Below are 15,073 nucleotides of genomic sequence, written 5' to 3'. Positions count from 1 at the left end.
TCCCTCTCAAGCTTTGCTCTGCTCAGGGACGTCGCACACCGGCGTTTCGCAGGCTGCGACGTTCTCTGGCGAGTGAATGTGTGGTTCCACGGGGCCCAGGCGCTTTTGCACCATGTAATACAGGACCGGCACGGCCATGCGGGAGAGCAGGGTTGACGCTACTTCTCCAGCCATCAGCGACACGGCCAAGCCTTGGAAAATCGGGTCAAACAGGATAACACTGGCGCCGACGACGACGGCAGCGGCGGTCAGCAGCATCGGGCGGAAGCGCACCGCTCCGGCATCGACCACGGCTTCTTCGAGCGGCATCCCCTGCGCGCGGCGCAATTCGATGAAGTCGACGAGGATGATGGAGTTGCGCACGATGATCCCGGCGCCGGCGATGAAGCCGATCATCGAGGTCGCGGTGAAGAACGCGCCGAGCATGGCGTGCGCCGGGAGAATGCCGACAAGGGTCAGCGGGATCGGCGCCATGATCACCAGGGGCGTGATAAACGAACGGAACCAGCCGACCACGAGCACATATATAAGGACGAGCACGGCGGCGAAGGCCAGCCCGAGGTCGCGGAAGACCTCGATTGTGATCTGCCACTCGCCGTCCCACTTCATCGAGTACCGATCGGTCGATGCGGGTTGGACGGCGTTGTATCGTGCGAGGTGGTAGCCGCCGGGCACGATCAGTTTGTCCAGTTGTTTGTTCATTTTGAGGATGGCGTAGACCGGACTCTCTTCCCCGCCCGCGACATCGCCCGTGACGTAAACGACGCGCTCCATGTTCTTGCGATAGATGCTCTTGTTGATGGTGGTCTTTTTCAGTGTTGTAACTTCGCCCAGCGAGACCTGGCCGCCGGTGGCAGTCGGCAGCTTGATCGCCTGGAGTTGCTGGATGCTGGAGCGGTCGGCGCGGCTGAGGCGGACATTAATCGGGACATCCTCGCGGTCTGATGTCGTGTGCAGCAGACCGGCGTCGGCTCCACGAAGAGCGATTTGCACAGTCCGGGTAACGTCGGCGGCAGAGACGCTATGAAGCGCAGCTTTGTCGAGATCGACGACGAGGTCGTACTTGATTTGCGGATCCTCAACGTACCAGTCGACGTCAACCACACCCGGCGTTTGTTTAAAGATCTGCTTGATCTGGCCGGCGATCTTCATCTGGCCGTTGAGGTCGGGACCGTAGACCTCAGCAACGAGTGTTTGCAGTACCGGCGGTCCAGGGGGCACTTCGCTCACCTCGATGCGAGCGCCGTAGGGTTCGGCGATCTTGTCCAGTTCCGGACGGATGCGTCGCGCGATGGCGTGGCTCTGTTCGCTGCGCTTGCCCTGCGGCAGCAGGTTGACCTGAATGTCGGCCTGGTTGGGTTGATTGCGCAGGTAGTAATGACGGACGAGTCCGTTGAAGTTGTAAGGGCCTGATGTTCCCGAATAGATCTGGTAGTTTGCAATCTCAGGTTGCTTGGCGAGATAGCCACCCAGCGCTTGTGCGACGCGGGTCGTCTGCTCGAGTGGAGTTCCGTCGGGCATATTGACGATGACTTGGAACTCGCTCTTGTTGTCGAAGGGGAGCATCTTCACTTTTACCCATTTGAGCGGGACGAACGTGATCGCAGCGAGCAGGAGGACGACGACTCCACCAAGGAAAAACCACCGGTGCTTGGCGTCCGAGATGAGTGGGGTCATCACGCGACGGTAAAGCTTCGTGGTCCAGCCCTCGGTTTCGTGATGATGGCTGCCGTCTGAGTCCGCGTAATGACGCAGAAGGCGCAGCGCCGCCCAGGGCGAGACGACGAAGGCCACGATCAGCGAGAACAACATGGCGGCCGATGCGCCCACCGGAATCGGCCGCATGTACGGACCCATGAGGCCGCGAACAAAGGCCATGGGCAGGATTGCGCCGATGACGGCGAAGGTGGCGAGGATGGTCGGGTTGCCGACTTCGTCGACAGCTTCGACGGCGACATCGATGAGGGAGCGGCCGCGATTTTGCGGCAAGCGGAAGTGGCGAACGATGTTTTCGACGACGACGATGGCGTCGTCGACGAGGATGCCTATGCTAAAGATGAGCGCGAAGAGGGTGACGCGGTTGAGTGTGTAGCCGTATAGATAGAAGACCGCGAGCGTAAGCGCGAGGGTGACTGGCACCGCCAGCAGCACGACGCCGGATTCACGCCAACCGAGCGCTATTGCGATCAGCAGCGTGACGGACAAGGTTGCCAGTAACAGGTGTTTCAGCAATTCGTTGGACTTCTCTTCCGCGGTTTTGCCGTAGTTGCGGGTGGTTGTGATGTTGAGATCGGCGGGAATGGTGTTGCCACGGAGTTCGTGCACACGCTCCAGGATCTTTTCCGCGATGATGGTGGCGTTGGTTCCCTTGCGCTTGGCGACGGTGATGGTGACGGCGGGATAGTCGCCGGGCCGCGCGTTGGGAGATCCCGCGGCCGAACTGAACATGACGTAATCGGTCGGCTCGGAAGGCCCGTCAGTGATACTGGTCGCGACGTCTCGCAGATATACGGGGCGATTGTTCTTCACGCCGACGACGACTTGCGCGAGATCCTGCGCGGTGCCGAGGAAACGTCCGGCTTCGACCTGGAATTCGGTGTTGGATTCAGCGTAGCTGCCGGCGATGGCACGAGTGTTGGCGCCCTGCAGGCTAGAGACAACCTGTCCGGCGGGGACTCCATAGGCTGCAAGGCGGCTGGAGTCGAGCACGACGCGGACCGCGCGGGGTAAGCCGCCGATCAGGTGCGTCTCGGAGACGTCATCGGTCTGCTTGATGGTGTGTTCGAGTTCGGCGGCGATCTGACGGAGACGGTAGGAGTCATAGTTCGGCCCCCACAGCGTCAGAGCGAGAATCGGAACGTCATCGATCGAGTGAACTTTGATGATTGGCTGCGAAACGCCGGGCGGTATCTCATTGAAGTTCGAGTAGAGCTTGTTGTAGGTCTTAACGATCGCGTCTTCTTCCTTGGTGCCGACCTTGAAGCGAACGATGACGAGGCTGGCGCCGGGGCGCGAGATGGAATAGACGTACTCGACGTTCGGAACCTGCCGGAGCAGCTTTTCCATGGGGATGCTGACGCGTTCTTCGACTTCTTTCGGTGTCGCCCCCGGCATCGAGACCATGACGTCGAGCATGGGAACGATGATCTGCGGCTCTTCTTCGCGCGGTGTCTGCCACACGGCGAAGGCGCCGAGCAGGATGGACGCGCCGATGATGAGTGGCGTCAGCTTGGAATTGACGAAGCCGTGCGCGATTCTTCCGGCAAGTCCGTAGGAGCGGTTCATCACTGCACCTCGACCTGTTTCCCGCCGAGTTCACGATCACCGGGCGAGGAAACCACGACGTCATTCGGAGAAAGTCCGGAGAGGACTTCGACGCGATCGCCAACGGAGTTCCCCAGTGTCACATAGCGCAATTCCGCCAACTGGTTCTGTCCTACGGTGAAAACGCCGACGAGAGCGCCTCGGTGGACGACAGAGGTGTTGGGGATGAGGATCGCCGTGCGTTCACCGCGGGAAAACTGGGCGCGGCCGAACAGGCCGGAACGAACAAATTTAGACGACGGCAATTCCAGTTTCACGAGAAACGTACGGCTGGTGGGATCGGCGGCGGGAACGATCTGCGTCACTCGGCCATTCAGCGATTCGCCCGGATAGGCGTCGAGGGAAACGGGGACCGTTTCGCCCATATGAACGTAGCGAAGGCTGGCTTCGTCGACGGTGGCTTCGAGACGGAAGCGGCCGGTGGACTCGACAGTCAAAACGGGCGCGCCGGGGGAGGCGAGCGCGCCCGGGTCGACGCGCCGTTCTATGACGACCCCATTGAACGGTGCGCGAATTGAAGTGTAGTTAAAACCGGATTGGGCCTGCGCAACGGCGGCTTTTGCCTGCAGGCGTTGTGCGCGGGCGGTTTCGGCCGCAGCGGCAGCAGACTGAGCACGCGCCTTCACTTCGTCGTACTCCTGCGGACTGACGGACTTTCGCTGGAGCAGTGTGTTGTAGCGCGCGAGGGTTTCCTCGGCAAGTTTCTGCTGTGTCTGCGCGGCGGAGAGTTGATGATCGGAAGCCGCGAGTGCAGCCTGAGCGCCTTCGAGCGATGCCTTAGACTGTGCGGGATCGATGCTGACGAGGACCTGTCCGGCGCGAACGGGATCGCCTTCGCGAACGTGCACGGCCATGACGGTTCCCATGATCTGCGGCGCAAGTTGCGCAGTCTCGGCGGCCTGAACGGTGCCGACCGCGGTCAGGACATCGGGAATGGTCGAGTTGGAAACCTTCACGACCGAGACCTTGCCGGCGTTCTCAGGTTTCTGGGGCTCGCTTCCCTTTTTGGAGGAACAGCTCATGCTCAGGAAGAAAACTGCAGTGGCGAAAACGATGATGAGATATTTCTTCATTGGGTCACCGCCGGGCTTTGTGGATTCAAGTCCCCGGTTGCAAGTTGGAGGGCCGCGTAGCTGATGGCGTCCTTGTAAACCGATTCCCAGTAGTTGGTGCGGCCGGCGCGATCGGCGTCTTCGGCGCGAAGCAATTCGGTGATGGTCACCAAACCGCTGTCGTAGCGGTCGCGCATGATGCGCAGGCTCTCTTCGGCTTGCGCTACGGCGCTGCGCGAGACGTCGAGCATCTGGCGAGCGGCGTCATAATCGAAGTAAGCGCGACGTGCATCCAGACGAACGTTGTCTTCAGCGACCTGCTTGGCTGCCTCGGCGCGGCTAAGCTGGGCCTTCTCGACAGATACCTTGGCGTACTTGTCGCGCGAGAACAGGTCGAAGCGAACCTCGACTCCAGCCATCCAGTTGTTGTTTCCACCGCCAGTGAAGTGGGGATTGTCGGCCTCCCAGGAACCGAAGAGGTTGACCTGGGGACCAAGAGCCGATTGCGCCGCTTTCACTCCGTTCTGTTGTGCCATCAACTGCGAGGTCACGGCCTGAATATCGGGGCGATGGCTGAGCGCGCGCGATTCGATTTCGTCGACTGAGGCGGTCTCGGGAAACGTGCGGTCCTGTAATGGTTCGCTGGGTAATTGGCCGGGAGCAAGACGCGTACCGAGAGCCGTCTCCAGGCGGGTGCGGGAGAGTTTGGCGTTACTGCGGGCACGAATGAGATCCTGCTGGCGCGAGGCGAGGTTGAACTTCGCCGAAAGCAGATCGGCTTCGACGGAGGTACCCGCCTGCACTCGTGAAGAGCTGGCATCGACAAGGGCTTGCGCAGTCTTAAGGGTTTGCTCGGCGAGTTCTACCTGCTTCTGTGCGAGCAGCACACCGTAATAGGAGTCGAGCACGCGGTAGATCACTTCCTGGTCGGCGCGCGAAAGCGCCTGCTGGGCCGCAAGGTGAAGATTGCGCGCACGGCTGATCTCGCGCGAGGTCTGGAACGAATTGAAGATGTTCCACTCGCCGCCTAATTTGCTGGAGAAGTTGCCGATCGCGTCGGGATAGTTCAGTCGGTCAATGGCAAAGTCGGCCTGCGTGAACCTTGCCTGGCGCAACCGCGTGCCGAAGGCGTACACCGCATCGTTGCCATCGGTCGCGGTTTCGGAAAAAGTGACGCGTGGGAAGAGCGAGCTTTGTGCCATGCCGATCCCGGCATTGGCCGCGCGTTCGTCGGCGAGGGCCATTTTGCGGAAAGGGTTTTTCTCAAGCGCGATGGCCACAGCCTGCGCCTTAGTGAGGGGCGGCGCCTGCTGTGCAAATGCACTTGCGGAAATAGCGACGGCCAGCGCGAGCGACAAGTGCCGAATTAGCTTAATCCCGTTCATCTGCATAGGGGAAATATTCTGACTTCCACCCCATAAATGCAGTGACAAAGAGCGATGTTACAAAATGCAACATTCCGGTCTTGGGAAGGGGTTTCCGGTTCGGCCGGACGGCCTAGTGGGCGGGGGTCTCGGAGTATCGTTGATACTCTTGCATCAATAACTTACGAAGCTTGTCGGCGGTTTTGGGCTGGCAGGGGGTTTCCAAGGCTTTGCAACGTTCGACGGCACGGGCGAGATCGTTGACGAAGGCCATGCACGCGGGGCAGCCCAGCAGGTGCTGCTGAACGCGCTCGCACTCAAGGTCGTCGACGCGCCTGTCAATATATTCGGAGAGGCCGGCGAACATCTGGCGGCAACTGACGGGCTTGCGGTTTTTCCGACGAGACTGTCCTTTGGGCCTGGAATTCGCGGCCGAGAGTTCGCGGCGAACGAACAACCGGGCGCGATGCAGCCGAACCCGAACCGTCCCGGGACGCAGGCCGGTAATCCGCGAGACCTCGTCGGTGTCGAGGTCTTCCATGTCGTGGAGAACCAGTACGAGGCGATATTTCGGCGGAATACGGAGGACCGCCTGCTGCACCCGTTCGGCCTCATGCTTCTCTACAACCTGACGCTCGGGGCTGGCCGCGTCGTGGGAGGTGAGCGATGCCAGTTCTTCGCTGTCCGGCATGAGTTCTTCGAGAGACAGGGTGACTTCGGGGGCGAACTTGCTGCGGCGGCGGCTCATCCAGCAGCGGTTGCGGGTTACCTTGTAGAGCCACACGGCGAGCGCCTGCGGGCTTTCGATCTTGCGAAGATAGGGCAACGACTTGATGAGGACGTCCTGCATGGTGTCCTCGGCGTCTTCGGGGTGGCCGCAGACTCTCATGCTGAAGGAGAAGACGGTGTTTTGTATAAGCTTGAGCGCTTGCTCAAGATCGGCGGATTTGTTGCCTTGCAATAATCGCGTTGCCTGTGCCAGCTCGGGGCGCATGTCTGCAAACCGTCCTTTTACTATTTTAGCGAAAACAGGTCCGCCGGTGGTTCGGAAGAAAGAGTCCTTGCATTCAGAAGCTGAATCCTCCTAAGCTTTCACACAAATGGGCCCTGTGACGTGCTTGAGGCCAGGACGATGCAGCCGTTCACGGAACAGGCCGATGTCACTGCACCCCACGTTCGCGCCGCGCTACAGCGAATCGTCACTTCGGTGGAATTCTCTCGCTCTCCACAACTGCAGCGTTTTTTGACGTTCGTTGTGAATGAAGCCCTTTCCGGGCGAAGCGAACGGTTAAAGGAATACACGATCGGGGTCGAAGTGTTTGCGCGGCCTGCGTCATACGATCCGCGGCTGGATTCATTGGTGCGAGTAGAAGCGAAGCGTCTTCGAGATCTGCTGGAGCATTACTACGAAAACAATGGGAAGTCTGAGGGCGTTCGGGTCGAGCTACCGAGGGGATCATATGTTCCGGTGTTTCGGGCGGAAAAGGGTGGGCTTGATTCGACTGCGGTTGCTCGGAAATCCCACTGGAGCCGTACCTGGATACTGCTGCCGATAGCGACGGCTTTGCTGACCGGCATCAGCGCCTACTTTGGTGTGCGAACCCGGCAGGAAACTGCCAAGATCCCTCGAACGATTGCAGTTCTGCCATTCGAAAACCTCAGCAGCGATCCGGAGAACGAGTACCTGTGCTTTGGATTGCTGGACGAAGTGACGACCGACCTGGCTAAACACCAGAATCTCCGCGTGATTGCGCGGACTTCTTCTTCCCGGTTCAAGCGCGGAGACGATATCGCAACCATTGCGCGCCAGTTGAAAGCGGACGCAATCCTGGAAGGAAGCGTCAGCAAGTGGGGAGACCGGATACGGGTAACGGCCCAGTTGATCAATGCGTCCGACTCGGTTCATCTGTGGGCGGAGAACTTCGAAGGCACCGGGCATGATCCGCTGATGGTGCAGAACGATGTCTCTCAGAAGATTGCGAACGCGGTCGCTCTTCGAATGGTCGGTAACGGGCAATCGGAACACCGACCTGTTCAATACAGCGGCAACCCGGAGGCGAACCTTCTTTATTGGAAAGGAGCCTACTTCCGGAAGCCGATCGGGACTCTGAACTGGAGACAGAATCTCGCGAAGAGTGCGGAGTTCTTTGAAGGGGCTGTCCAGAAGGACCCGCAATTTGCGGCAGCATACTCCGCGCTTGCCGATGTGTGCGCCACGATGGGATGGGAAAGCAGTGGATTCTCTGACACCGCGGAATACATGAAATGTGCAAGGGAATCCGCGACGCACGCACTGGCGCTCGATGACAGCATATCGGAAGCGTACGCTGCGCTGGCCACGGTTCAGTTCTCGTACGACTACGATCACGTTGCTGCGGAAAAGAGTTTTCAGCGCGCCCTGCAATTGAATCCCAGCGATGCAAGGGCTCACATGTGGTATGCGGTTGCTTTGGCACCGCTGGGCAGGTTCGATGAGTCGCGGTCGCAGGCGCGGCAGGCCAAGGAATTGGATCCGCTGTCATTTGCCACTGCGAACCAACTCGCATTTATTGAGTATCTTGCAAGGCGTTATGGCGAAGCGGGTCGCGTCGCGCGAGAAATCCTCGACATGGATCCGAAGATGGCTTCCTCGCACGCGATTCTCGGTGTCGCGTATGAGGCACAGGGAAATCGCGAGAGCGCGATCAGCGAGTACAAAGAGGCAGTGGCCATCAATGCCAACCAGCAGTATTCGATTGGGAGACTCGGGCGTCTCTACGCAATCATGGGGCGCCAGGATGAAGCCCGCACACTAGTGAACGAAATCGAGGCTACCCGCGGGACAGGGGTGTCCTCTGATGTCTACCAAGCCTACATCTTTCTGGGACTTCTCGAGTTCGATAACGTCTTCCGGCACCTCGATCTTGCCTATGCACGCCACGATCCTGACCTTCCGTTCATCGCGGTAGATCCGATTTTCGATCCAGTCCGTTCTGACCCGAGGTACATCGCAACACTGAAGAAACTTCGCTTGCGTTGAGAGACTCCGAGAACTTCAGAATCAAGTGGCGGTTTAACTGTTAAATCGGCCAAGCCACGGGGTCGTAAGTTGCTGATCGTTTTACACAAACAGCCGGTTCGATTTGTAACCCCCTTTAACTTGTATTTCTGATTGCTCACCGCGATAGTTCGCGTCGGTGTTGGCACGTCCTCCCGGCCAGAGAGTTAGCCGCAGTCCGAATCCCGGTTGTGAATCCGAGATTTTCTGTGTGCGGGCAGGACCTCAGCGACAAACAAAGACTCCGCCAGTCGGGCTGAACTTAGCTTGCTTCAGTCTGCTGGATGGCGGCGATCCTGGCGAAGGATGCGGGGAGGACGACGTGGCCAACACCAATCCGCCCGCACTCCGACCTCATGGTCGACGTCTCGTCAGGTAGCGCGACCCCTCGACTGATTCAACCGCCAGTCGATTCCAGCAACTGAACGGGAGAAGGCGACCGGGGGACATTCCGGTCGCCTTTTTTGTACGGGCGCCAATGAGGTGGCCATTTGGATACCGGACTCGAAGTAAGAGGTCCGACAGAAAGCGAGTAGCCATGAGAAACCGTTTGGCAATTCTCTCCCTTTTGTCTCTTTGTTTCCTGACGGGTTGCGGTGGTGGCAGCAGCGACGGCGGCGGCGGTGGGGGCAAAGATAAGACGACGGACTTCACCGTGACCGTGAGCCCCACAACGGCAAGCGTGAGGACCGGGGAGACGCAACAATTCACGGCAACGGTGCAAAACCCGGTAAACAATGGGGTGACCTGGACCGTATACGGTTCCGGTTGTTCCGGGTCTACTACGTGCGGCACGATTGCAAATGGACTCTATACCGCGCCGTCGGCTGTACCCAGTCCAGCTACTGTAACTGTCCTCGCGACGTCGAAAGACGACTCCACCAAGGCGGCAACGGCAACGGTGACGATCCTGGCCGGCATAGCAGTGTCGGTCTCTCCCGTCAGCGCCAATGTTTCCCTGGGCGGTACCCAGCAATTCACGGCTCTGGTGCAAAACACCTCGAATACGGCCGTCACCTGGACTGCAACAGGATCGGGATGCACTGGAACGTCCTGCGGGACGATCACCGGGGATGGGCTATACACTGCACCATCTTCGGTACCCAACCCGGCGACAGTGACGATCACCGCAACGTCGCAGGCCGATTCTGCGAAGAGCGGAACGGCAGTAGTCACGATTGGTGGCTCTTCTCTGGCCGAATTGAATGGTCACTATGCATTCCTGCTGAGCGGCTTTAATGCTGGCGGTGCGATGCATACAGCCGGAAGCTTCGTCGCGGATGGCAATGGTCATCTGCTCAACGGACTGCAGGACATCAACGGTGCGTCAGGGGCTCACTCTCAAATTGCGTTTACTGGCACGTACACGCTCGGGGCAGATCGTCGCGGCGAATTGGTTCTGACGAGTTCGCTGGGGACCGCCAAATTTCGCTTCGCGCTGAATGCCGACGCCAGCGAAGCCCGGATGATCCAGTTCGACAACACTGGAACGCGCAGTTCCGGCCTGTTTGCCCGGCAGGACCCGCTGGGCTTTACAAACTCGACGGTTTCGGGCGAGTACGTTTTAAGCCTCGTGGGAGCAGGCTCGACCGGGTCGCGCATCGCGGCGGTCGGAAGGGTCAGTTCTGACGCTGCGGGTCATTTCAGCGACGGATTAATTGACATCAACGATGGTTCTGCGAACCCGCCGAGCACCGCCCTCTGGAGTGGAACCTACGCGGTGAATTCGAACGGCCGGGGCACCGCTGCCATGAATATCGCGGGGCTGGGTGCCATCAATTTTGCGTTCTATGTCGTTTATACCAGGCAGTCCCATATTCCGGGAACCTATCCTGTTACATCGGAGCCTGCGGCCATGTTCATGGTCTCGATGGATCCGATCAGTTCCGCCACCCCGCTGCTGAGGGGACAGATCTATCAATCTTTCCCGATAGCCCTGGCCAACTACAGCAACGCTTCCTGGGGCGACATACTGCGGATCTTCGCGATGGCGGGAAAAGTCGCGGGCGGAGGATCTACGGTTCTGGCCGGCACTTTTGCGAGCGATGGTGCCGGACATCTCCAGAACGGTGTATTCGACCAAAATCGAGCGGGTGTCATCACATCGAGTTCGAATCTCAGCGCGAACTACACCATCGCTCCGAATGGCCGCGGCACTGCCGATCTCCCGCTCAGCGCGACACAGACAACTCCTGTCACGTTCTACCTGATAACGGGTGATCGATCCGTCTGGATGGCGAGCGCCGGGGCGGATGTGCTCGCCGGATTCCAATGGTTAATGGCTCCCGGTGGCGCCCCCAACGACAACTCGGTGTTCTCGGGAGACTACGTTTCCGGTCCATTCGCGCTACCGTCGCCGGAGATGATGATGTTTTCCGGTTCTCTCTACTCGGATGGGGTCGGCCATTTCAGCGGAACACAAGATATTCACGACATAGGGGGCCAGTCGGTTGGAGAACCGATTGGCGGGACGTACGCATTTGGCCTTCATGGAAGGGCGACAGGAAACCTCTCAGACGGGAGCGCGATTGTGCTTTACATGCTTGGACTCGACTCTGAGATCGCCCTGTCGGTGGACCCGGGCGACGAGAATCCTATGGTTCTGATTATCAAGAGGTGAACCTTTCCGGCGAGCGAGTCTCGTACTCGTTCGTCGGACCTTACTTATTGGGTGTACCGGGGACCGTATTTGTCGCCGAACTGAAAGACACAGCTACATTCGGCGAGAAAGCGAACAGCTATGAAGCAGAATCTTGCAGTCTTATTTCTATTCTCCCTGGGTCTGCTGGTGATGAGCTGTGGGGGAGGTGGTGGCGGGACTGACGGCGGCCAAGTCCGCGTGGCCGTTTCTCCATCGACCGCGAATGTCATCGCGGGGCAGACTCAACAGTTCACAGTTTCAGTGACGGGCGCGTTGAACTCGGCGGTTGCCTGGAGCGTTACCTGCTCGACCTCGAGTTGTGGAACGATCAACAGCAGCGGCCTGTACACCGCCCCGGCATTGATTCCGTCGGACACGACGGTGACGGTGAAAGCGACTTCGCAGGAAGACACGAACATTGTCGGGACCGCGACGGTGACCCAGTCGGCGGTGGCTATTTCGGTGTCGCCGAACAGCAGCTTGACCCTGATCAGCGCTGACACTAAGCAGTTCACGGTGAGTGTTGATGATGCACCGAGCGGGCATACTACCGCCACCTGGAGCGTCACCGGTGGCGGAACCATCGATGCCAACGGTCTTTATTCTGCTCCGGCGAAGGTCACCACGGACGCGACCGTCACCGTGACCGCAACCTCCGACTTCGACAGTACAAAGAAGGCAACGGTCACGGTAACTCTGAAGGCCCCGGTAGTCACACTTGCGCCGGGCGACATGACGATGGAAGCGGGAGCGACCCAGCAGTTCACGCCAACGGTTTCGTACGCACCTACGGGACAGAACGGGGTCACCTGGAACCTGAATGGCTTGGGCAGCATTGCGTCGGGGATGTATCACGCACCCAGCCTGGTGACGACGCATCAGTCGGCGATCGTCAAGGCGATCTCGGCGTTCGACAATACGAAGACCGCGCAGTCGGTTGTGACGATGGATCCCATAGTAATCGGCGTCTCACCCGATACCGTGAGTCTGTATCCGGAAGACACACATCAGTTCGGCGCCACGGTCGCAAATCATGTGAACAAAACCGTTACCTGGAGCGTTTCCGGAACTTCGTGCGGTGGAGGAGCCTGCGGGACGGTGGATGCGAACGGACTCTACACGGCGCCATCGTCCATCTCGAGCGAGTTCACGGTGAACGTGGTCGCGACTTCGGTGGCGGACAATTCGAAGGCGGACGTGGGTGTCGTCACTCTGAAGCCGATCACGGTGACGGTTTCGCCAAAGACAGCCAACGTCAATATCGGTACTACTAAACAGTTCAGCGCCACGGTGCAGGGCGGAACGAACAGCAACGTAACGTGGAGTGTCTCCGGAACGGGTTGCACCGGCAATAGTTGCGGCACAATCAATTCGACGGGACTCTACACAGCGCCTGCGACGGTTCCAAGTCCAGCCACAGTGACGATCAAGGCGGCAGCCGTTGCCGATCCGTCACGGACAGATACCGCGACGGTCACCGTCATCAATGATCCGAACTTGAAACTAAGCGGCATGTATGCGTTCACGTTCACAGGCTGGGATGCGACCGGCAAACCGCTTGACGCGATCGGCAGCATGACTGCGGACGGCAATGGGCACATCACGGGCCTGATCGACATGAACGGCATGAATGCGACGGGGCATACGTACCATGCGATCAAGCAGGCGCTGACGGGAACGTACCAGGTGAATAGCGACGAAAACCGCGGCGTAATGACTCTGACCACGACCGAATCTTTCCAGTTCCGGTTTGCGCTCAGTTCGACGGGCGACCGTGGTCATTTCATCTTGTTTGAAGAGACGGGCCGGTACGGTTCCGGGTGGTTCAAACGCCAGACGTCCTCTGATTTCTCGCTTCCTAAATTGAGTGGCGATTACGTCATGGGCGTATCCGGACTGGCCGTGTCAGGAGATGAAAGAAACGCGGCAATTGCGCGAGGTCACCTGGATGGTGCTGGTGGCGTCAGCAACACGAGCCTGGATTCGTCCAGCTCGGGAGGACCAAGCGGGCATGCGACATTCACCGGTTCGCTGGCCATGAGTTCGACAACCGGGATGTCGTCTGGACGTGGCACATTTGCCGTTTCTGCCAGTGGAACCAATATCAACTTCAGCTTCTACATGGTAAACGCCAGCGAGCTCTACGTGATGGTGGCCGACACGATCGGATTTGATTCACCTCTGTTGATTGGAACAATCTTGAAGCAAACGGGACAACCGTATTCAACGGCATCGCTCAACGGCGGGATAGTCGTCTACATGACGGGTATTCGCAGGGCACTGACGCCTGTCCGCACCATCGCAGGAATTGCCCAAGTTGCGCTGACCAACGGCTTAGGCCAGGGCATGTACGAGGAGAACTGGGGCGGTCAATGGGCCAGAGCCGGAACCAGCGTTTACTCCACAGTCGAATCCTCCGGTCGCACAACTATGGACCTGAGTATCTTTTACGGCACCTCGTATATTGCATACCTGGTCGCCCCGAACACCGGCTTCATCCTCCAATATGACACTCCCGAGGGTGGGGACGTACGATTCGGTTTCTTCGAACCCCAGAGCGGCACTCCCTTCACGAACGAAACTCTCAATGGGGAGTATTTTGGGGGCAGTTCGGATTCTGCCACCAACAACGTTGTTCATGACGCCGGGCTCAGAAACTTCCACGGAGATGGAAACTGGGACATGATGAGGGACTACTCCGGTCCCGACGAGAGGAATGACCCGGACCAGTCGGTGGGCGGCTCGTATGCCGTTGAAAACGGCGCAACAGGTGATGGCAGCGCAGACCAAACGACGTTCGGAACATACGAAGAGAAGTTCCTCATAATTTCTCCAAACAAGGTTGTACTCATCTCTACGGAGACCACGACCATGTATCCAGTACTGGAGATTTTTGAGAAGTAGCCACCTTCTCGGGGGAAGACCAGACTAACGTTTGGTCTGAGAGCAGCCGGACGGCAAAGGTTCGAGCCGATTGCCGTCTGGCTTTAATGGTCCCATCCGGGGGCATTGCTGGATGGGTCCTGGTTTAACTAAGCTGCCTTGGCTTCGATGTTGATGCTGGCGGCGATTTCGCTCAGCTTCTGATCGGCTTCTTTCTCCTCGCTGAAGATCTGTTCGAGGATCCGCGCGAACTCCGGTCTTCCCAGCTGCTGGGCGTAGGTTCTGACCGTCCCGTAGCCGGCGATTTCGAAGTGCTCGACTCTCTGTGCAGCGGCGATGATGGTGGCGTCGCGTACTGAAGCGTTCTCGGCGTCAGACACCAGGCTGTCGCCTTCGGAGATAATGCCTTTCAGTCCCTTCGAACTCTGTCCCGAGGCATTTTCGCCGAGGCCCTGGAAGATCTGGTCCAGGCGGGCCTTCTGCTGACGTGTGATGTCGAGGTGCTGCTGCAAAGCTCTCTTCAGTTCAGGGCTGTTCGCCTTCTCGATCAGTTTCGGCAAGGCATCAATGATCTGGTCCTCACCGTCATACAGGCCTCGCAATTGCGCAATGAATAATTCTTTGAGGTTGTTGATATCCATGGAAAACAGGGCCATACGGAACTCTCCTCTGGGATTTATCGGGTGAGATGTGTGCGATGGGGCGCCTGTTGTGCTGTGGGGGACCATGAATCGGGGGCTGGATGTGGAAATCGAGGGCGGCGGAAAAGGAC

At 58.8% G+C, this 15,073-nt stretch carries 8 protein-coding genes; 3 read left to right on the top strand and 5 right to left on the bottom strand.

Features of this window, described 5'->3' with window-relative positions:
* Positions 1–6: 6 nt before the first annotated feature.
* The 4 genes from ROO76_23085 to ROO76_23070 form a co-directional block, all read right to left on the bottom strand.
* Positions 7–3,285, bottom strand: coding sequence for an efflux RND transporter permease subunit (locus ROO76_23085; protein MDT8071052.1), 3,279 nt, complete (start codon positions 3,283–3,285; stop codon positions 7–9).
* Positions 3,285–4,397, bottom strand: a complete 1,113-nt coding sequence (locus ROO76_23080) for an efflux RND transporter periplasmic adaptor subunit (protein MDT8071051.1) — start codon at positions 4,395–4,397, stop codon at positions 3,285–3,287. Before ROO76_23080 ends, ROO76_23085 begins: the two co-directional genes overlap by 1 nt.
* The gene (locus ROO76_23075; protein MDT8071050.1) at positions 4,394–5,767 is read right to left on the bottom strand and encodes a TolC family protein; all 1,374 of its coding nucleotides are present in this window, start codon (positions 5,765–5,767) and stop codon (positions 4,394–4,396) included. Before ROO76_23075 ends, ROO76_23080 begins: the two co-directional genes overlap by 4 nt.
* A gap of 106 nt (positions 5,768–5,873) precedes the next feature.
* Entirely contained in the window at positions 5,874–6,734 is an 861-nt protein-coding gene (locus tag ROO76_23070; GenBank protein MDT8071049.1) for a sigma-70 family RNA polymerase sigma factor, read from the bottom strand.
* A gap of 138 nt (positions 6,735–6,872) precedes the next feature.
* Here ROO76_23070 and ROO76_23065 point away from each other — a divergent pair, with 138 nt between their 5' ends.
* The 3 genes from ROO76_23065 to ROO76_23055 all read left to right on the top strand — a co-directional run bounded on the left by ROO76_23065 (position 6,873) and on the right by ROO76_23055 (position 14,322).
* A complete protein-coding gene (locus ROO76_23065) occupies positions 6,873–8,759 on the top strand; it encodes a tetratricopeptide repeat protein (protein ID MDT8071048.1) in 1,887 nt (628 codons plus the stop codon).
* Between the two features lie 556 nt (positions 8,760–9,315).
* Complete coding sequence (locus tag ROO76_23060) at positions 9,316–11,397, top strand: hypothetical protein (GenBank protein MDT8071047.1); 2,082 nt, start codon at positions 9,316–9,318, stop codon at positions 11,395–11,397.
* A 120-nt stretch (positions 11,398–11,517) separates the two neighbouring features.
* The gene (locus ROO76_23055; GenBank protein ID MDT8071046.1) at positions 11,518–14,322 is read left to right on the top strand and encodes a hypothetical protein; all 2,805 of its coding nucleotides are present in this window, start codon (positions 11,518–11,520) and stop codon (positions 14,320–14,322) included.
* A 128-nt stretch (positions 14,323–14,450) separates the two neighbouring features.
* On the opposite strand, the gene ROO76_23050 is transcribed toward ROO76_23055, so the two are convergent.
* Complete coding sequence (locus tag ROO76_23050) at positions 14,451–14,957, bottom strand: ferritin-like domain-containing protein (protein ID MDT8071045.1); 507 nt, start codon at positions 14,955–14,957, stop codon at positions 14,451–14,453.
* Between the last annotated feature and the right edge of the window lie 116 nt (positions 14,958–15,073).

This window comes from Terriglobia bacterium, from assembly GCA_032252755.1.
GTDB lineage: Bacteria > Acidobacteriota > Terriglobia > Terriglobales > Acidobacteriaceae > JAVUPY01.
This window is presented reverse-complemented; position numbering and strand designations above follow the sequence as displayed.